This window comes from Sphingobacterium ginsenosidimutans, from assembly GCF_039536865.1.
Lineage (GTDB): Bacteria > Bacteroidota > Bacteroidia > Sphingobacteriales > Sphingobacteriaceae > Sphingobacterium > Sphingobacterium detergens.
Map to the genome: position 1 here is coordinate 1,246,207 of NZ_BAAAZK010000007.1, position 18,490 is coordinate 1,264,696.

The 18,490-nt window shown below is 44.8% G+C and carries 19 protein-coding genes; 6 read left to right on the forward strand and 13 right to left on the reverse strand.

From position 1 onward, the window contains the following. Entirely contained in the window at nt 1-990 is a 990-nt protein-coding gene (locus tag ABFX33_RS17590) for an NAD(P)H-dependent glycerol-3-phosphate dehydrogenase (protein ID WP_346087121.1), read from the reverse strand. A gap of 178 nt (nt 991-1,168) precedes the next feature. On the opposite strand from ABFX33_RS17590, the gene ABFX33_RS17595 reads away from it, so the two are divergent. The 4 genes from ABFX33_RS17595 to ABFX33_RS17615 all read left to right on the forward strand — a co-directional run bounded on the left by ABFX33_RS17595 (nt 1,169) and on the right by ABFX33_RS17615 (nt 5,654). Continuing rightward, a complete protein-coding gene (locus ABFX33_RS17595; RefSeq protein ID WP_346087123.1) occupies nt 1,169-2,479 on the forward strand; it encodes a mechanosensitive ion channel family protein in 1,311 nt (436 codons plus the stop codon). 239 nt (nt 2,480-2,718) lie between these two features. Then, nucleotides 2,719-3,822, forward strand: a complete 1,104-nt coding sequence (gene msrB, locus ABFX33_RS26760) for a peptide-methionine (R)-S-oxide reductase MsrB (protein ID WP_428835651.1) — start codon at nt 2,719-2,721, stop codon at nt 3,820-3,822. Nucleotides 3,823-4,070: 248 nt separating this feature from the next. Continuing rightward, nucleotides 4,071-4,799, forward strand: a complete 729-nt coding sequence (locus ABFX33_RS17610; protein ID WP_120257183.1) for a ferritin-like domain-containing protein — start codon at nt 4,071-4,073, stop codon at nt 4,797-4,799. A gap of 21 nt (nt 4,800-4,820) precedes the next feature. Further along, entirely contained in the window at nt 4,821-5,654 is an 834-nt protein-coding gene (locus ABFX33_RS17615; RefSeq protein WP_346087124.1) for a ferritin-like domain-containing protein, read from the forward strand. Between the two features lie 111 nt (nt 5,655-5,765). Here the strand turns inward: ABFX33_RS17615 and ABFX33_RS17620 are convergent, their stop codons facing one another. The 9 genes from ABFX33_RS17620 to ABFX33_RS17660 form a co-directional block, all read right to left on the reverse strand. Next, entirely contained in the window at nt 5,766-6,617 is an 852-nt protein-coding gene (locus tag ABFX33_RS17620; RefSeq protein WP_120257181.1) for an anti-sigma factor, read from the reverse strand. A gap of 2 nt (nt 6,618-6,619) precedes the next feature. Beyond that, nucleotides 6,620-7,186, reverse strand: a complete 567-nt coding sequence (locus tag ABFX33_RS17625; RefSeq protein WP_346087126.1) for an RNA polymerase sigma factor — start codon at nt 7,184-7,186, stop codon at nt 6,620-6,622. 232 nt (nt 7,187-7,418) lie between these two features. Further along, nucleotides 7,419-9,257 carry a glycoside hydrolase family 2 protein gene (locus tag ABFX33_RS17630; protein WP_346087128.1) on the reverse strand — a complete coding sequence of 613 codons (1,839 nt, stop codon included), beginning with the start codon at nt 9,255-9,257 and terminating at the stop codon, nt 7,419-7,421. 239 nt (nt 9,258-9,496) lie between these two features. Further along, complete coding sequence (locus ABFX33_RS17635; RefSeq protein ID WP_346087130.1) at nt 9,497-9,679, reverse strand: hypothetical protein; 183 nt, start codon at nt 9,677-9,679, stop codon at nt 9,497-9,499. Beyond that, nucleotides 9,666-9,902, reverse strand: coding sequence for a hypothetical protein (locus tag ABFX33_RS17640; RefSeq protein WP_346087131.1), 237 nt, complete (start codon nt 9,900-9,902; stop codon nt 9,666-9,668). Before ABFX33_RS17640 ends, ABFX33_RS17635 begins: the two co-directional genes overlap by 14 nt. A gap of 298 nt (nt 9,903-10,200) precedes the next feature. Continuing rightward, a complete protein-coding gene (locus ABFX33_RS17645; RefSeq protein ID WP_346087133.1) occupies nt 10,201-10,605 on the reverse strand; it encodes a DUF5675 family protein in 405 nt (134 codons plus the stop codon). A gap of 1 nt (nt 10,606) precedes the next feature. Then, nucleotides 10,607-11,251: a DUF6266 family protein gene (locus ABFX33_RS17650; RefSeq protein WP_223583110.1), complete on the reverse strand. Its 645-nt coding sequence runs from the start codon at nt 11,249-11,251 to the stop codon at nt 10,607-10,609. A gap of 593 nt (nt 11,252-11,844) precedes the next feature. Continuing rightward, complete coding sequence (locus ABFX33_RS17655; RefSeq protein ID WP_346087135.1) at nt 11,845-12,291, reverse strand: helix-turn-helix domain-containing protein; 447 nt, start codon at nt 12,289-12,291, stop codon at nt 11,845-11,847. Continuing rightward, on the reverse strand, nt 12,254-13,318 hold the full coding sequence (locus ABFX33_RS17660) for a hypothetical protein (RefSeq protein ID WP_346087137.1): 1,065 nt from the start codon (nt 13,316-13,318) through the stop codon (nt 12,254-12,256). Before ABFX33_RS17660 ends, ABFX33_RS17655 begins: the two co-directional genes overlap by 38 nt. Before the next feature lie 394 nt (nt 13,319-13,712). Here ABFX33_RS17660 and ABFX33_RS17665 point away from each other — a divergent pair, with 394 nt between their 5' ends. After that, nucleotides 13,713-14,114, forward strand: coding sequence for a hypothetical protein (locus ABFX33_RS17665; protein WP_346087139.1), 402 nt, complete (start codon nt 13,713-13,715; stop codon nt 14,112-14,114). A 50-nt stretch (nt 14,115-14,164) separates the two neighbouring features. Then, complete coding sequence (locus ABFX33_RS17670; protein WP_346087140.1) at nt 14,165-15,175, forward strand: helix-turn-helix domain-containing protein; 1,011 nt, start codon at nt 14,165-14,167, stop codon at nt 15,173-15,175. A gap of 531 nt (nt 15,176-15,706) precedes the next feature. On the opposite strand, the gene ABFX33_RS17675 is transcribed toward ABFX33_RS17670, so the two are convergent. The 3 genes from ABFX33_RS17675 to ABFX33_RS17685 form a co-directional block, all read right to left on the reverse strand. Beyond that, complete coding sequence (locus ABFX33_RS17675; RefSeq protein WP_346087142.1) at nt 15,707-15,856, reverse strand: hypothetical protein; 150 nt, start codon at nt 15,854-15,856, stop codon at nt 15,707-15,709. A 68-nt stretch (nt 15,857-15,924) separates the two neighbouring features. Next, the gene (locus tag ABFX33_RS17680) at nt 15,925-17,136 is read right to left on the reverse strand and encodes a TlpA family protein disulfide reductase (RefSeq protein ID WP_346087144.1); all 1,212 of its coding nucleotides are present in this window, start codon (nt 17,134-17,136) and stop codon (nt 15,925-15,927) included. Then, nucleotides 17,136-18,488 carry a RagB/SusD family nutrient uptake outer membrane protein gene (locus ABFX33_RS17685; protein ID WP_346087146.1) on the reverse strand — a complete coding sequence of 451 codons (1,353 nt, stop codon included), beginning with the start codon at nt 18,486-18,488 and terminating at the stop codon, nt 17,136-17,138. Before ABFX33_RS17685 ends, ABFX33_RS17680 begins: the two co-directional genes overlap by 1 nt. Nucleotides 18,489-18,490: the final 2 nt, after the last annotated feature.

Sequence of the window (18,490 nt, forward strand, 5' to 3'; positions counted from 1 at the left end):
TTATCTTATATTCCTTTCTAAAAGTTTAAATTCATCAATTGCAGCCATATGGTTGTATAGCACACGGTAGGCTGTCTGTAACAAGGGTAAATTGAGTCCAAGGCTCGTGACCGTCGCCATCAGCCCCTTGGTTGCAAAATATCCTTCGGCGACCATGCCCATGAGCTGACGGGCTTCGAAAACCGAATACCCCTGGCCAAGGTATTTACCAAAAGTCCGGTTGCGGCTATGTGCGGAGTAACCCGTCACCAATAAGTCGCCCAAATAAGTAGAGCCACCCAGCCGGACATGGGGTGCACCGACGGCACGCAGTAGCAGTCCCAGTTCGTCAATGGCATTGGCAACCAGCACCGCCATAAAATTGTCGCCATAATGCAGTCCTTCGGCCATGCCACAGACAATACCAACCACATTTTTGTAAATGGCTGCGTACTCCACACCCAGGGTGTCGGGACTATAATTCACCTGCATATAGCTTGAAGCAAACCCACTGGAAATCTTACTGATAAAGGTTTCATTCGGACCGCACAGCGTCATATAGGTTTTCTTGTTCCGCGCGATTTCTTCGGCATGGCAAGGCCCTGCAATGATCGCCTGCTGAAAATCTTTCAGTTCAAAATACCGGGCGAGGTAAGCACTTGGGAGCAGATTTTCGGGGCCGACGGTCCCTTTAATGGCGGTGATGACAAATTTTTCAGCAAGGTCCTCTTTGGGGATTTCGGCGCAAACACTGTCCAGATGCGCACTGGGCACGACGAAAAGAATTACTTTCGATCGGGCCACGATCTCCTCCAGCTGATCGGACGCATAAATTTTTGTATTGTCAAGTTTTAAAAACGATAGGTAGTCAGGGTTAATAGCATCCTGGTTTATCGCGCGCACCTGCTCGGAACGCCGCATGTACCAGTTGGTATAAATGCTATTTTCTGTCAAAATTTTAACCAGGGCCGTGGCCCAACTCCCACCACCTATCACACTAATCTCATTCAAATCGTTGGGGGTTTTTAAGACGCGAAACAGAAAATTTTCGCTATCGGGTTATCTATTAATTTACAAATATACGTAAAAATTAATCAATAAGCAAACTTTAAGCGTAAAAATAGGTATAAAAGGGTATTTTACACCTCAAAACCCGTTTTTATATTTCTCCGTAAATTTGTCTGTTCATATGAAAAATTTAGACATGCTTAACTTCAGTGAACAACCAACAAGTTCAATTTATCAGTACATTTTCAATCTCTTTGCCAAATTAGGTTTACCCGATCAGCAGGCGCATATTGTTACGGCCGCTGGATTACTTTTCGCTTTCGCAGTGCTGCTCTATGCCCTCGATTATATCATGCGCAAGGTCTTTTATTCCGCATTGAACAGGATTGCCCGGCGGACCTCAACCAAATGGGACGATTTTCTGTTGGAAAACAAGGTGCATGTACGCGTGAGCCGCACTATACTCGTGCTGCTCACACGGCAGCTACTTCCGATGATCTTCCTTGGTTTTCCGGTGCTGACCGCTGCCCTTGTCAAGTTGCTGGATATCGTGGTATTGCTGACCATCTATCATCTGGTCAATAGCCTGTTAAAAACCTGCCGCGATATTTTTCGCAGCTCCAATGCGTTCAAAGACAAGCCCATCGACAGCTACCTGCAGGTGGTACAGATCTTTTTGATTTTTGTAATCGGCACGCTGGCCGTTTCCCTCCTGACGGGCAATTCGCCATGGTCTTTTCTGGTATCGCTGGGGGCGGCGTCCGCCATCCTCATGCTGGTATTTAAGGATACTATTCTGGGCTTTGTGGCCAGTATTCAGGTCTCGGCCAATGACTCGGTCCGCGTGGGAGACTGGATAGAAATGCCCAAATATGGTGTGGACGGCGACGTGTTGCAGATCAACCTCAACAATGTGAAGATACAGAACTGGGACAAGACTATTGTCACCATACCGACCTATACCTTGCTAAGCGATTCATTCAAAAACTATCGTGGGATGCAAGAGACGGGCGGCCGTCGGATAAAGCGGGCATTGAACATTAAAATGTCTTCGGTGCGCTACCTCAGTGAGGAGGAAATCAGGGCATTAAAAAAGATCCGCTTGCTGGCTCCCTATATCGAAAAACGTGAACGCGAGATTGCTGATTACAATAAAACCTGGAATACTGACAGCTCCTCGCCCGTCAATGGCCGCAAGATGACCAATATCGGTCTATTCAGGGCCTATGTACTCGCCTATGCCAAGCATAACCCCAATATCCATCAGGAATTAACCCTGTTAGTGCGCCAGCTAGCTCCTAGTGAATACGGCATTCCGCTGGAACTCTACATGTTTACCAAGGGTACACAATGGGCTTATTTTGAAGATACAATGGCCGATATTTTTGACCACCTATTGGCTGCCATTAAACACTTTCACCTGCAGGTATTTGAACTACCGGCATCCGACGATCTCCGGCTGCTCGGCGCGCAACAGGCCAGCACGGCCTAGCTGGCGACAGTTTTTGCATAGCGGTATCGGAGACCTCCCACCGCGGCATCCTTATCACTTTCCGTGTGTGGATAAATCAGCAGATAGCTATTTTAGAGCCGGTTTTAATTGAAGTATTAGGATAATGTTATCCAGGCATCTTATCACTAATAAAGCAAATTTGCAAATAATTTTCAAATGCTCAAAACCAATGCAGGTGTTTGCTTCGTATATCTTAAAAACAAGAATGGAGAAATGCGATGAAACAGGTATTTTTATTATTAGTGCTAGGCTTAGGCTTATTTATGCTCAGCAAATTCGGATTTTCACAGAAAACCAATCGTTCCAACACAATTAAAAAACAATCTATGGATCAGACAGATAAACAGAATCAGGTTATTTATTTCGCAGGCGGATGTTTTTGGGGTACTGAACATTTTTTCAAGCAGGTGCGCGGCGTTACCGCAACAGAGGTCGGTTATGCCAATGGCAATTTACCGGATCCGAGCTATGAGCAGGTATCCACCGGAAAAACAGGCTTTGCCGAGACCGTCAAAGTTACTTACGATCCAAAGATCGTTGACCTGAAGCTGCTCCTGGATTTATTTCTAAAAACAATCGATCCCACATCACTCAACAAACAAGGGAATGATATAGGGACACAATATCGCACTGGTATTTACTACACAAATGGCTCAGCCGTGCCCGTGATCAAGGAAAGTTTGGCCGAACTTGCCAAAAAATATCCTTCGAAAATTGTGGTTGAACTCCAGCCCTTGCAGAATTACTACAATGCAGAAGCCTATCATCAAAAATATCTCGACAAAAATCCCGGTGGTTACTGCCACATTGGTCCTGAATTATTTGATATGGCCCGCAAAGCCAATCCTGCTCCCAAAGATACAACTGCGACACAAGCTTATAAAAGAAAGGACCGAAGCACACTTAAGAAAGAACTTACCCCATTGCAATATGACGTGACGCAGAATCAGGCAACCGAACGTGCTTTTGACAATGCCTATAATGCTGAGTTTAGAGATGGTATTTATGTAGATATTACGACAGGAGAACCATTATTTATTTCGACAGACAAGTTTGAGTCGGGCTGCGGATGGCCCAGCTTTTCGAAACCGATCAATACCAATTTAATCGAAGAATTATCCGATAACTCCCACGGCATTCGCCGTACAGAAGTACGAAGTAAAACCGGTGACGCTCATTTGGGCCATGTCTTTGAAGATGGCCCTGCAGACAAAGGCGGGCTACGCTATTGTATCAACAGCGCATCACTCAAATTTGTGCCCAAGGAAGAAATGAAGGCCAAAGGTTATGAAAAATATCTGCCCTTACTGACCAAGAAGTAAGTACAGTCAATTGAAGTAAATTTTAATGAGCAAAAAGCTGATGTGGGTTTGCATCAGCTTTTTTGTGCTCTGCTTACCAGAACAATAGGGTGCTGACCTATTCTGTTACCATCAGGCTATCTTTATTTACGTTAATTGAAAACCCGCCAAAAAAAATAAAAATAAAATAAAGTTTTGCAATCCAAGCTTTCCAAAAAGTCGTAAATGATTATAAGTACAGAAAAATTATAAACTAAAAGACTTTTGTTATGGAAAAGATAACAACTTCCCAAAATCAAGATTCACTATTGACTTCCAATGGTGAACATGAAAAAAAAGACCTCCGAAGGAGAGACTTTTTGAAATTTGCAGGTGCAAGTGCAGCCTCACTCGCCATACTTGGTATATCTAGCTGTAAGAAAGACCGCGATGACGGTATGGACAACGGCGGGAAAGGCTTGTATTTCGGTAGCGGTGACATAGCCATCCTAAATTATGCTTATGCACTCGAGCAACTTGAGGCCGCATTTTATATTCAGTTGGTCAATAATCCTTATTCAGGTATGACGGATATGGAAAAAGCTTTTTTTACAGATATCCGTGATCACGAAATCGCACACCGCGAGTTTTTCAAAATTGCCTTGGGCGGAAAAGCGATTTCCAGTCTCGAATTTAATCTTTCGGGTGTAAATTTCAGCAGCCGAGCCAATGTACTGGCTACGGCCAAAACCTTTGAAGACCTGGGCGTGTCGGCTTACAATGGTGCCGGATGGCTCATTAAAGATCCCAATTATTTGTTATTGGCTGGAAAGATCGTTTCGGTAGAAGCGCGGCATGCCGCCTGGATAAGGGATATGATAGACAACGGCAGTTTTGCCAATCAGGAAGTCGTTGATTCCAATGGACTCGATGTTGCCAAAAGTCCCAGTGTCGTTTTGAGCGCCGCTGCACCGTTTATCAAATCCAAAATCGATGTATCGGATCTACCCACTTATTAATTCACCTAAATTTTGATTATCATGAATCTCTTAAATGTTTTTGAACAAATAAATACTGTAGATCCTGAGTTCAGCGATCGTATCAGTCCACGTCGTGAAGCTATCAAAAATTTAGCTTCGGTGAGTAAAAAGATAACGATGGCCGCATTGCCATTCTTTGTCAGTGAACTCTTTAAAAAAGCATACGGCGCCACCGCGCCCACAGACGTCAATGGTGTACTTAACTATGCACTGACGTTGGAATATCTCGAAGCAGAATATTATACTATGGGTGTTGCCAAAGCGGGGCTAATCCCTTCGGGCAAGCCGCTTGGTGCGATTACCACCATTCGTGACCACGAGGTAGCACATGTCAACTTTTTAAAACAGGTATTGGGCAATAAGGCCGTATCAAAGCCAACATTTGATTTTACAGCAGGGGGCACATTTGGAAATGTCTTTAGCAATTATGATACATTTTTAGCGGTTGCACAGGCATTTGAAGATACCGGTGTGAGGGCATATAAGGGGCAGGCAGGTATCTTGCTTGGCAACCGCGTTGTGCTGACAGCAGCATTACAGATCCATTCGGTGGAGGCAAGACATGCCTCGCATATCCGTCAGATGCGTCGTGCCCGTGGCGGCGCTGCTGCAGATCAAAAACCTTGGATTACTGGGGCAAATGATACTGGCATCGGTGCTGTTGTAAATCCCATCTATGCTGGAGAAGACAATGTAAAACAGGCTGGAGTTGATATTACGTCACTAAGTGGTTCGATGGGAAAAATCTCAGCTAGTGCAGCCACACAATCTTTTGATGAGCCATTATCTGCAGAAGCTGTACTTAATATTGCAGGTTTATTTATCAAAGCTTAACAAAAGTCTTACTCTACCTGTGAAAATGGCCCTGGTTTGATCTTCAAGCCGGGGTTTTTTCATGGTTATTACACGATGTCGCCAGAAAAAGTTGTATAAGTAAAAAAACGGCTAAATACTGCCCATGACGCAGAGCTCAGTGAGTGTAGGGGCATCTTTCCCCCCTTCATCTTCCAATGTAATGGCAAATGCCTGTGCTTTGGCAACATCCAGCATTTTACTGGCCATTTGAGTCTTGGCATCCAACGGGAACACACCAGCACTGACAGGCTGACCATCCACCATTGCCCAGAGCTGATACTGCTTGCCTTTTGGGGCGGCAGGCATATGCTCAAGACTCAAGAATACAGCTTTGGATTGCTGATCCCAATAGACAAGCGCATGCAGATCAGGTTTAGTCTCGATACCTTTTAAGGAAATCGTCTTAATTGCTGGATTTTCGACCAAGTCCCATTTATCCTGCAGCGTTGCAAGCATTGCTTTTTTGCTATGTAGCTCATTATTTGCTGCTGCTAGCATCTCGCTGGACTCCTTTTGCTGTTGATAAAAGAACAGATTCGCACCAGCACTCAGGACAAATAATATACTTGCCGCTATGGCCCAGTTATAGGATCTAATAGGGACGGCCTGCTTAGGTTCCTCCTCAGCGGATGAGGTTTGTTGTTGAATACTATCGTCTTTGGATAACGTCTGCGTCGTCGGCAGAAGTTCTGGCTGATTATCATTAGCAACCAGATTCTCATCTTGTAGTCTATTCCAGATCTTCTCTTTTAAGGCCATAGGCATCCCCACCGCCTGGATCTCAGCTAAGTCCTCGAGCATTTTTTCAGCCTCGGCAATTGCCTGATCCACTGCGGAATTATTTTTACGAATACAGTTCAGGATACTGACTTCCTCTTCAGAAGCGACTCCCAAAACGTACGATTCAATAATCCCTGACGATATGTAAGCTTCGATATCCAAAATTAACGATAATCCTTTAACAATGTTTTTAACTGCAAAAACGCCGCTTTTGTCCGTGTTTTTATTGTACCCAAAGGAATGTCAAGTTGTTGGGCTATCTCCTGTTGGGTATATCCTTCATAGTAGGCCATTTCGATCAAGACACGACATTCGGGCTTCAATTTATCTAAAATATTTTTAAATCCAATAAAATCTGCCTGTGCATTTCGTTCGTTCTGGCTCCGATCTTGTTCCTCTTCTCTATTTACGATATTTGAGAGCGGTTGGTTTTTCAATTCATTCTGCACCCCCTTAGATTTTCGGTAGTCGAGTGCTGCATTTCGGGCAATATTGATCATCCAAGTATATAACCTTCCTTTTTCTACATCAAAAAGATCGACGTGCTTCCAGATCTTAACAAATACATCCTGGATCACTTCCTCCGCGTGCTCTGCCGAAGTTACAATCCGGCAGACTACTCCATAAAGGGAGTCCGCATAGTTATCATATAGATAACTAAAGGCCTGCTGGTTCTTTTTTTTGAGCAAAAGAATTAATGTTTCTTCAGAAAGGTTGTGTAATGGACTCAAATTTTGCGTTTATAACGCCTAAAGATCTTTATTAAAATTGAAAAAACAAAGTTCGCAACACAATTCAGGTAAAAAATACTTAAATATTAAGAAAAGCGTATAAATACTTGTCGATATAAATGCATCACTTTTTCATATAAATCATAAACCACTTTATCACGATTTAACGATTTAATTTATAAATAGCTGTTTATTTCAAATGCATTTAACAAACATTGAGCTAAATTTACGGCTACTCCACCGGATACAGCCTTGAAATTGAACTTATTTTTTTCTTTTTCCCTAATCTTTCGCTGTTGCGGATGATTGCTTGATTTATATCCTTCACTTTCTTCATGTCGAACTTTTCCACCTGCCGATCATAGGTCACCAACCCGTTGATTTCATGCTCCACATCTGACGTTTGTGTAAAGATCGCACAGCTTAAACCGCTGTACAACATACGCTGTTCGATCTCATTGAGCAGGTAAACGTAGGTATCCGAGAGTATATCCCTATTGATGAGGATCTCGTAAGCGTTATTTTCCACAGGCCACATATGGTCGCGCACAAAAAGCCCCTTCCCTCCGAATTCGCCCAACGATGCGGCCCGATTTTCGTCTGGCTGCGGAAAGGCTTTATCTTCCATCTTTCTATAGTGGTGCCTGTCCACAAAGTCGCCATTCCCGGGGTCACCCTGCGCAGGCCGATATCCAGGTGCGTAATTATACCCCGAATTGCCGTTTACTAAGCGCGTAGGATCATATGCTTTTGTCCATTTGGTAATATCTGCCACTTCAAATGCCCCCCAGTTTTCATTGAAAGGTACCCATGTGACGATCGAAGGAACACTAACCAGCTGATCCATCATCTGCTTCAGTTCGGTCCTAAACTGTTGACGTACCGCTACTGAATCTGTATCGTCCGGATACCACAAGTTGGGCATATCCTGCCAGACCATTAAGCCAAGCCGGTCACAGTGATAGTACCAGCGCATGGGCTCCACTTTGATATGTTTACGGATGACGTTAAATCCAGCCTTTTTCGCCAGTTCAATATCGTACAGCAAAGCCGCTTCGGTCGGTGCCGTAAAAATACCATCAGGCCAATAGCCTTGATCAAGCACACCGATCTGAAATTGAAATTTGCCATTTAGCAAGGTTCTATTGATGCCGTCGACCTTACCAATACTGATTGAGCGCATCGCGAAGTAAGAGTCCACCTGATCCACTGTACGCCCCTTTTTATCTTTAAGTTCCACTTTCAGCTGATAGAGAAATGGATCTTCGGGGCTCCATAAATGTGGCTTGCTGATATCGAGGTAAAATGCGTTGTGATCCGTTCCTGTCGCTGTCGCCACCTGCTTGTTATCCGCATACGCGGTGGCAACCACTGTGAGGTCTTTGCCTTGGGTGAGCGCCGTTAGCTGCAAGCGGTTATTTTTCAGTTCAGGGATCAGTTTCAGCTGGCTGATGTATTTTTGCTGTACAGGTTCCATCCAGACTGTTTGCCAGATGCCCGAGCTAAATGTATAATCACCTTTATCGCCATTCTTTCCAGATGCTGTTTTACCATCATTCGCGTCGTAAGCACCCACGACAAGGGTATTGTCGCCCGTCTTTAGAAAATCCGAAATATCCAGGCTAAAAGCATGGTATCCACCTGTATGATCACCTACCTTTTTACCGTTAACAAAGATCACCGCATATTGGTCTACCGCACCGAAATGCAATAAAATACGTTTACCCTTCCATGCGGATGGAATGGTAAGAGCGCGTCTGTACCAGAGAAATTTCTCCCCGCTCCGGGCAATTCCCGATAGTTCGGACTCGGGCGCAAAAGGCACGCGGATTGATTCGGTTTTTGCGGGAAATGTCGGTGGAGCGCCAGCTTGACGCGGATCTTGCAGCGAACTGCCGCCCATGTAATCCCATCGTCCGTTGAGATTCTGCCATTCGCTACGTTGCATTTGCGGGCGAGGATATTCCGGCAGCGGTATCTCGGCTTTCAATGCCTCGGCCGTCCAAGGGCTGGGCAGTGTAAAATCATCTAGGGATTGCGCTTTTGCCACTTCGAGTGCTAAGTACGCCATGATCAGGATTATCAGTCGACATTTCATTCCGTTCATCATTTCAATTCAGTTATAAGCGAAGGTTAGTTTATCACTCAAATATAAGAAAACAAGCAACTAAATCGAATTATTACTCAATAAACAGCGTAATTGGCGGAGATCCACAACCAGGGCCAGGAAACAATACTACGGCAATAAAAAAGGTCGAGACCTTTAATCTCGACCTTTCAATTAAAACTAATCCAGCTCTCCCATACTACTTAAAGTTTCTTATTCCCAGCCTTTTTATTCCAGCGTCCCAGGAGCCTGCTTGTCGCAAAGCTCACGATGGTACCCAACGCAGCGGTCAATACCGTCTGCAGCAAATCGCCCAGCGAGATACTTGCCCAGATCGAGCAGATGGTACCGCCAATCGCAGAGATACGCATATCATTGATTTTCATCGGCCTCACTCCTTTCCCCCATAGCACTATCGCCTGGATCAGCATTGCCATCCGGCTGATCTATCCCTCCGGGCGGTGGCTTATCCTCTTCTAAGACTTTCTCAACAATACCAAGCCCCAATGCCAAATACTTAATTATATTCGCTGCCTTACCCGGCAGTTTGAGCGGCGCTGCGAGGACCACCTGTAGCACCTGCCCGATTTTGTTTAAGATTTTTTTCATACATATTAGTTTTTAAAGAGACTGGATGAACGGTCAAAGCCTAATATTCGAACTGACCGCCATCCAATCATCCCCCTCTTTATTCAAACAATATGAGAGGACAAAGAATTCAAAGCATAGCATTTCGACTGCCTATCGCTGACGCAATATGACGGTAGCATAAATCACTGTCTGAACGCAGTGAGTTTGATTTATGCCGTCAGATTGCGAAGAAGATGGTACAAAGGAATGCAGCGCCAAATTCATGTCCTCGAATCCATACTACATTAGAAAGCCATGATCTATTCCGGCCCTTCATTTATCGAATATTCAAATACACCTCATCCCCCATATCCCACAGACTATACACCAATGCTTTAAGTTTTGCTAAAGCCTTACCACTGTAATCACCAGTACCTTCACCTGTTAAGGTCGTTACCGGTGCGATACAGCCATGCAATTCCTTCATCGCATTGTTCGCTGCATGGATCAGTATTGCTTCACGGCCCAGCACATTGGGGATACCGATCTGTTCACCATGTTTGGGGTAACGCCGCTTTTCCAGCCTGTACCGACCGACAGGAATACAGCTGATCCTGGGGAGGTTGCTAAGATCTGGCAATTCAATCGTATGGCAGATAGGCTCCCCCTGATAGCTGACGGTCCCATTGGTTCCCTGTGCTCCATACTTTCGTTGGAGCAGCAGGGTGTGTTGGACAGCCATGTTAGCTAATGGTCAGTTCGCCCAGGTGGAAACTCGGTGAAGTCTTGACACCATCCCGATGGCCTGTAAAGACCCAGCCTTCGAGTACATCACCCGCGTAGCTTGCCGGCAATGTGAAACTCAGATTTGCTGCCGCCCGGGTCGAAGACTCCAGAATACTGAAGAAATTCTTGTTCTTGTTGTACATCAACAGGATGACCGAATCATCAGCAAAGGAATTGTATTTGTTGAGCTCCGGTGCCCATGTCAGGGCGATCTCCTGCGGAAAAGGTTCTGACCATTCGGGCGCCATCAGATTGGACAATGAGCCCTTGGCAATAACGATCTTTGAATAATCGATTTCCAGCGTTGGGTAAGTACCCGTCACACCACCATTGTTCATCAGATATTGCAGCGCCTTGTTATAGCCCGTTGCTTTTCCCTGCAACTTGTCCGAATAGCCCAGGTTGAGCAGATCCATGATCGGCGACAGAAAGGCTACCGCCATTGCAAATTTAGCCCGTTGGGCAATCTGTCCTTCACTTGCTTTTTTGTTTGAGATCTTGGAGAGTGAGCGTACATAATCCACTCCTCGCCAACTGCTTCCTATTACACTTCCCACTTTCCCAGAGTAGGCCCCGTGTATACCTTTTAAGAATCTTGCCATGATTATACATGTTTGATTTATAAATAATTACGACTGTCATGAGCAGTCTTTGTTTTGCTAGCAAGAGCTAAATTAGGAGGACTTTTGCCCTTAAACGAAGAAGTACAGGGATTGATTTTAAATGATTGCTAGCACTGTTATTGCCTGTCAGATTACAGCAATAGATTGAGAGTTTGATAAGAGATTGGCGCAGCCATTCGGTGAATGTAGCATTGGGAAAGGCCTAGAATTTACCATCCCACGAGGTCTGTGGCCCGGCTACTATTGGGGTAATTATTGGCTGTCCTTCGGGCCATGCTCGACTCGGGGTGCGGACAGGTTCGGCTCCGCCTCGGCTGCTGTTCGGATACTGTTCGACTGGAAGTCGAAGCCGGGCCGAAGAGCTCTCGAAGCCCACCCGAAGGAGACCCGAGCATGGGCCGAAGCTGTTCTGGAGCGGAGCCAAACGAGAGCCGAACATCAGTAGGAATGTGCTGATAAATCCAGCACATAACCCGGCGATTAAAAAAAATAAAAATATATTTTATAAACCAACATTGGCAAAAATGCCCAATACTAAAAAGGGAGCCGAATGGCTCCCCCTAGAAAACAAGTTAAATCCGCCCCTTCCGCCTACTCTCTTCAAGCTGCTGTTGCAGATCTGATGGGTAGTAATAATGCCGTTTGCCAAGCTTCCTCGGCCTGAGCTTTCCCTCGCGGACCAGCCGATAATACTTTGATTCAGAAATACCCAATTTATCGAGTACATGAGCGATATCAAGCATATGTTCCAGTTCGGCAGATATTTCCACTGTTCCCGCAGGAACTTTATTCATTTCCTCTGTTATATACTTCAAGATTGCTTGCAGCAAAGAAGATATGACCTCCAAAAGGTCACATATGCGATTCATTAAATTTAACATAACCATGCAATTAGACATGCTGGTCGCCGAAACGAGCCGCTTCGCACAATGGGCATTGTGCAGGGGCCCCATCACCACAGCGTTAAACAATACATCCATTTTAAGCCAGATTAAACTCTTCCTCCAATTTTGTTTCATCCAGCGATTTTAATATTCCCCAAAAATCTTTTAAGTTTTTGCTGAGGTCACGGGAGGGCGTGATCAACCTTTTGAGTTTGTCCTCCGGCAACCACCGTTCTAGTTTCTCCTTTATCTCAGCATTGAGTTCCAACTTATTAGGCAGGTTTACAGGCACCCGAAAGTACAACATATTGACATACACCCGTGCCCGTATTTTGACCAGCCAGGGATTTTCCTGCAGCTCTTTGGTGGTCACATCTATCCGGCAGAATTTACCATCATGCATATACACATCCGCCGTACGCTGTTCTTTATAGATGATCACAGCGTGCAGGCATTTTATCGTATTACTATCTATCAGCCCTTCACCCTCCCATTTGCGCAATAGGTATACCATCAGTGCCAGGCGATCCCGATCGCGCTCCCATAGACTGAGCAGCGTAGCCTGGGATTCTGCTTTTGTCAAAGACGAGAGATCCATCTCTGTCGTCTGGACATTATCCCAGGAGAGCTGCCTTGGGCTCTTTTCCAACTGGTCAGTCGCATGCTCACGGACATCTTGATTTTCACAAGTTCCGGTTCCAATCTCTAGTAAAAGTGGCGCTGGATGTCGATCGAGCTGAGGTTTCGACTCCGGTAGATGAATCGTCACCCGACCAAAGGATTGCCAGTCCAGCAATACCCATTTTGGAAACCTATGCACAAACAGTATATACGCGGCCACGATCGGAAAGAAAAACCAAAAATCAGTCGTCAGATACCATCGCGAAAGCAAGATTAATCCCGGCCTATCAGGTAGCAATACTTCCAGTACAACTCCGTGAATAGCTAGGATAACACAGGATGAGTAGAGCAGATAAATTATAAAATTCAGCTTGGCATTCCTACTGAACCGCTGCCGAGCCACCAAGGCTGTATGCATATAGCTGATCAGCATAGCGTAGACCAACAGAAGCAAAACCGTACCGATCCATACCGCCATAAAGCGCTTGTTTTGGACACGGTCCACCACCTTGCTACCAGCGGAACCCAGATTTATGATCAACGCAATGATAAAGAAAAGGAAAATATAAAGCGGATAAAAGAATATTCGGCCCCATCGGCGAGATGGAATTTTTAATAAATACGAAAACAACCTTCTACTTTTATTTAATTTACCGAATCGCATAATGATTACAAATTGGTTAGGTAATTGGCTTTAAAACAAATAAACTGACATTTTTAGGTTGGTTATTAGAATCCAATTTCAGCATCAACTATTCATCAGCATCAGGCCCTAAAAAATACTTATCTCAAATTTACAAAATTTCTTTAAAATAACACTTATTTCGCTATGAAACATTCCGTCAAAATATACGGAATCCTGTCATTTCTGATCGAAACACTTGTTTTCCGTGGTTTTAGCCGATTTATTTGTGGTTTTACTTAACAGCAAAAATATGAAAAGAACATTTGACCAAGCAGGTGTAAACGACCTGCAAGAAGAAGTATTGACCGCCACTTATGCTGACCGTCTTGCTATGATCAACTTTGTCATGAGTGACCTCGTCGGCTTTATGCTTGCCTATTTTGATCTCCGCCTCAGCCAGATCCAATATCTGAATACAATGTCGCTCGCGCTCAAAACCGAACTTAGCATCGGGATTGCCGATAGCTGGAATAACAATCTAGCGGTCGATTTCCAAAAAGAAAGCAGCTCAGTCGATGAGGAGGAAGATACACCCAAGGATATCATCCTATCACGATACAATTCATCCAGTACCCCACCTGTCACCAATAGCTTATTGCCGACCGGTTATTTTTCTATCCGCATTGTTTATCGGAATACAGCATACCGCTAGTCCGTGTTTCTCCGAAACAAACATGGAAATTCCCCAAAATCAACAGCTATATGCCATCCGAGTCATTCAAGTTGATAGAAGCAGAAATGGATTTTGTGAGCAAGAGTACGCTCACAAAATCCTTTATTCAGCGGCTACCAGGTAGCCGAACAAGACTGCTCAGCAATAACCAGATCAGTATTTATGAAGAATATTTAAAAACAGGCAATCTCGAGAGTTACAGTTACGTCATCGAGGCCAGCGCCTCTACCCAGATCAGTTTTGAGATCCTAAGCCCACAGACCCACCTACTTTATCACTTGGAGGGGCGGCAGCCCGTGCATTATCATCAGCCCCAGGTTCAGGAAGAGTTTCACCTCCGTCCTTTTCATGGTGCATTTTTCTATGCCCCCATTACGATTATTACGTTACATTTTGAGCCAGGCAAGTATCATATCCAAGGATTTACATTACCCTTGGAGCTACTCGATTTGAATGAATTGTCAGGCTTTGATTATCTGGATGAAGTTGTGGCAGCCCATAGGCAGCAGCATGTGCAATATCGGGTGAGCCTCGATTTTGAGGCCATGGAGCATACCCGACGTATCCTGGGCGAGCTAAGCACAGAACTGCTTAAAAAGCCCCTGATCCCGAAATTATGTATCCTGAAAAAAATTCAGGAGCTGCTTTACTTGATCAAGGACAAAATGCTCAGAGCAAAGGGCTTATTGCGCCACCCCGATCTCATCGTACGTCTAGCACGGGAGCTGATCAGCACCCGGATTGCCGAAACTGACGGACCGGTATTGATCATCCACATTGCCGAAAGCTTATTCGTCGAATCCCAATATCTAAATTATCTTCACAAGGAGCGCTATGGCGTACCGATAACGCATTACAGTAATCAGGAGCGATTGAAAAAAGCCAAACATTGTCTCGAGCAGCGTCTATCGATCAAAATAACCACCAGCCGATGTGGCTTTAGTGACCAGTCCAGCTTCTGTCATTTCTTTAAGCGGCATACCGGCCTGACACCGAGCGAATACATCAGCTCCCTATTGCCGCCCAAAGCTGAAGATTAACTATGGGTTTGACCAAAGCAAAGTCTGTATTCAATCAAAAAACAGGACATTTTTGCCTCTATCTTAGGATTAATGAAATATATACCCCTAGGACTGGGTGAATTTATAAACAGAAAAGTATGACAGGGCAAGAGCATATACAGCGTACAGAACGAGTCAGGATGCATTCTTTAGACGAGAAACCATTCGCCGTGGATTTGAGAACCCCATATCGGCAGTGGCCATCACAATTGTTGCACTTGAAGTATTCTGGTCCTTCAAAGATGAACCTCCTGCGGTCAATGACCTGCTGCTGTGCCGGCCCTGTACGTGACCGGCATGGACGCAGGTTTACGACATTCCCGTGTGTCGGTACGATACAGCATTTACTCAAAAAGGACTGACCTAGTGAGGTGTTTCGGTCAGCGCCAGCAGAATCTGTGAAACCGGATAAATCTCAGATGTATCTGAATAATTAACACGATTTGACTATTAAAATTTTGCAACATGGCAACATTTCAACAACCCAAACGCTCCCGGCAATCCAGCAAGCTACTCATTGGGTACGCCGTCTTGTTCAGGAAATAATTCAATCTGTACAATTGAAGCACCCAATTCAGGAGGTGTCCCTACGATCTCGTCTGCATTAAAGGACGAAATGCTACAGGCTTTGAATACCAGAACCAGCACGACTAACGTCAAATTAAAAGCATAGACCCGCCCGACTGGGTCTATAAAGAGAGGGCTACCAGCGCGGTAGCCCTTTTTGATTATCTAATCACTAAACAAGGAATATTTCTCTCCTGCTGAACCAATATAAAGCCTTTTTTCTTTAATTCAGTTTGCACATCTTTAAATCCCGAGGCTCCGTTAAAGTTGTAAGCCCGGGTGTCAGTAGATTCATTAATAACTGGCGGAATATCTCCATTGAGGTCGAGCATAAAAGCAAAGTCAGCGATCGTCTGCCCATCCTCTATCTGCTGTGCCTTTTTGCCATCGGGATCATCCATGATCACCCAGCATACGACAGATCGAGGTTCCAGCGCTGTTTTGACCCCCATTTTAATCTCCATATCTGCGATCATCGCTCTGGCTTTATCTTTGGGATCAGCCTTGATCTCAAAATTAGCTTCATAGCTCATCCCGTATTTACGCCTCCAACTCTCGCGGTATTTAGATTCAATTTTATCAAAGACAAAACGCTGCTTATCTGAGCGTTCCACCACGATACGACTATCTTTTATAAATGGGAGCGATTGTAGTTTTCCATAGCAGTATAAATAAGCTGCTATAATCTCGCCATTAACAATATATTCACGAACTGTACCATTTACACTATCCACTTGGTGCCCGAAGTTGCTATTGGCCCCTTCGATAAATCCTGTCAGAAAAGAATACCTCCCTGCTTGGCTTCCTATCAGCGGACGTGTAAAGTCAAAAGTCAGGAAATCATCTTTGATCGGCAAATTAATTTTACCATTCCTGATCACCTGATCCACCATTTCCTGGCTTACATATTCACTATGGGTGATGGCGATTACGTTACCCTTGTAGATCCACACCATATGCGAGACCGTCTGGTGTGGAAAATATTTGGACCATATGGAGTCTTCCACAATAAAATCAAGTTTATTTGAGCGAAAGAGTTCATTATTTTTTCTAAAAGCTTTTACCCGATCTGTTTTCTCGTAGGATATCGAGATGATCTTAAGCTTATTATTGTTTGCTTGTTGCAATTGCCCTAAACGTGGCAGTGCAGCAATACAGCTTGTACAGGCTGTATTCATAAAATCCAGGATGACCAGATCTTGCGGTAAGTCACCAATGGGCGGTATGACCTTACCGTCGAAAGTCTTACCAAGCAATTCTTTGGGTGCATCCATGCCTATTGCTATACCTGCGGGTACCTTCAGGTTTTTATTGCTTTGACCAAAAAGCAACACCGGGAATAAAAGAATAAATATTTTAAATAGCTGTTTCATTATCGTATTGTTTGTGTTAAAGATGAATTATTGATTACTTCACGTGGGATCAGCATCGTGTAAAAGCTAGCGCCCGGCTGCAGCTGATACTCCTTGCCCGCTATCGTCCGTTTCAGCGAGACTGCCGTGGCCGGATCCAGATTCAGCCGTTTCAGATCCGCCCAGCGCCGTTGCCGCATCACCAATTCTTTCCTCCGCTCCTGCAAAATAATTTCAAGCAGTAACGCAGCATCGTTTGTGACAACAGGCTGATACGCAGCTTTTTTATAGCGCTTTATCCCCAAGAGATTAATTGTCTCCTTCGCCTTGTCTAACTGATTCAAACGAACCAGGCATTCAGCTTTGTTCAGTATAAGTTCGTCGACAGCAAGGCCACTGAAGGGCGATTGATTTAATTCGCCATCATAGTTTCCCTTAAAGGAAAATGTATCATCCCCATTGTCCATGTAGTAGAGCTGCTTTCGGAGATCATGATCCGCATAACTGTTGTAAAGCTGGGGCGAGGCTTTCCATATGGTATAGTAAAACGTAAAGCTCCCGGAAGAAATAGCCTGAAAAATCACTTCCGGATTGAATTGTTTAAACGGACTTTCCTCATACATGGGTAAAGTGTTATAATCCATCAGGGTATTTTGCTGATCAAGAGCGGTGTTGGCGTAGGCCAAGGCCTTTTCATAATCCTGCAAATACAGATAGATCCGCGATAAGAGCGCTGCCGCAGCCGTGCTGTTCGGCCGCGATGGAAGCCCAGCCGAGCGGGAAAGTAATTCCCTAGCGTTATCCAGATCCGTCAACAGCAGAGCAAAATACTCCCCCAGGGGTACTCGCTCCACCTTTTCCTCGATATTTGGAGAGGTACGGTACGGCAGCGCCATTACCCCCGCATTGCCACCATCTTTTAAGGGAATCGGAGCAAATAACTCTGCCAGTGCAAACAATGCATATGCACGGTAAAAGTAAGCGGCTCCCTCCATCTGCTGACGACGTACCCCCTCGGGCAAGGTCTTCAAAATCGCAAGCACCTGATTAGCGATATAAACCGTCTGGTAAGGTCCGGCCCATTGCGACTGTGGTGGGGTAACCTGATCATCCCAGATATAGAGCATGCGGTCTTCATACACTTCTAGACCAGCCCAATATTCCGAGGTCAGCGAGAAATCGTTGGTACAGAGTTCGCCAACATACGGATAGCTCATGTTTACCGTACCATACCCATCCAATAAGGCCTGACAATCTTCGAAGCTATCGGGAATAGCCAATTTGGTATCCGGTTTGGTTTCCAAAAATTTGTTGCAGCCCTGCAGGCAGAGCAACGCGATGCCTAGCAGTAAATAGTAATGTATTTTTTTCATGA

Excerpts from the sequence above, each read along its gene's own strand:
- ABFX33_RS17595 (WP_346087123.1), top strand. The coding sequence starts at position 1,169 with ATGAAAAATTTAGACATGCTTAACTTCAGTGAACAACCAACAAGTTCA.
- msrB (WP_428835651.1), top strand. The coding sequence starts at position 2,719 with ATGAAACAGGTATTTTTATTATTAGTGCTAGGCTTAGGCTTATTTATG.
- ABFX33_RS17610 (WP_120257183.1), top strand. The coding sequence starts at position 4,071 with ATGGAAAAGATAACAACTTCCCAAAATCAAGATTCACTATTGACTTCC.
- ABFX33_RS17615 (WP_346087124.1), top strand. The coding sequence starts at position 4,821 with ATGAATCTCTTAAATGTTTTTGAACAAATAAATACTGTAGATCCTGAG.
- ABFX33_RS17630 (WP_346087128.1), bottom strand. The coding sequence starts at position 9,257 with ATGGCGTACTTAGCACTCGAAGTGGCAAAAGCGCAATCCCTAGATGAT.
- ABFX33_RS17635 (WP_346087130.1), bottom strand. The coding sequence starts at position 9,679 with ATGAAAATCAATGATATGCGTATCTCTGCGATTGGCGGTACCATCTGC.
- ABFX33_RS17640 (WP_346087131.1), bottom strand. The coding sequence starts at position 9,902 with ATGAAAAAAATCTTAAACAAAATCGGGCAGGTGCTACAGGTGGTCCTC.
- ABFX33_RS17645 (WP_346087133.1), bottom strand. The coding sequence starts at position 10,605 with ATGGCTGTCCAACACACCCTGCTGCTCCAACGAAAGTATGGAGCACAG.
- ABFX33_RS17650 (WP_223583110.1), bottom strand. The coding sequence starts at position 11,251 with ATGGCAAGATTCTTAAAAGGTATACACGGGGCCTACTCTGGGAAAGTG.
- ABFX33_RS17655 (WP_346087135.1), bottom strand. The coding sequence starts at position 12,291 with ATGAAACAAAATTGGAGGAAGAGTTTAATCTGGCTTAAAATGGATGTA.
- ABFX33_RS17665 (WP_346087139.1), top strand. The coding sequence starts at position 13,713 with ATGAAAAGAACATTTGACCAAGCAGGTGTAAACGACCTGCAAGAAGAA.
- ABFX33_RS17670 (WP_346087140.1), top strand. The coding sequence starts at position 14,165 with ATGCCATCCGAGTCATTCAAGTTGATAGAAGCAGAAATGGATTTTGTG.
- ABFX33_RS17680 (WP_346087144.1), bottom strand. The coding sequence starts at position 17,136 with ATGAAACAGCTATTTAAAATATTTATTCTTTTATTCCCGGTGTTGCTT.
- ABFX33_RS17685 (WP_346087146.1), bottom strand. The coding sequence starts at position 18,488 with ATGAAAAAAATACATTACTATTTACTGCTAGGCATCGCGTTGCTCTGC.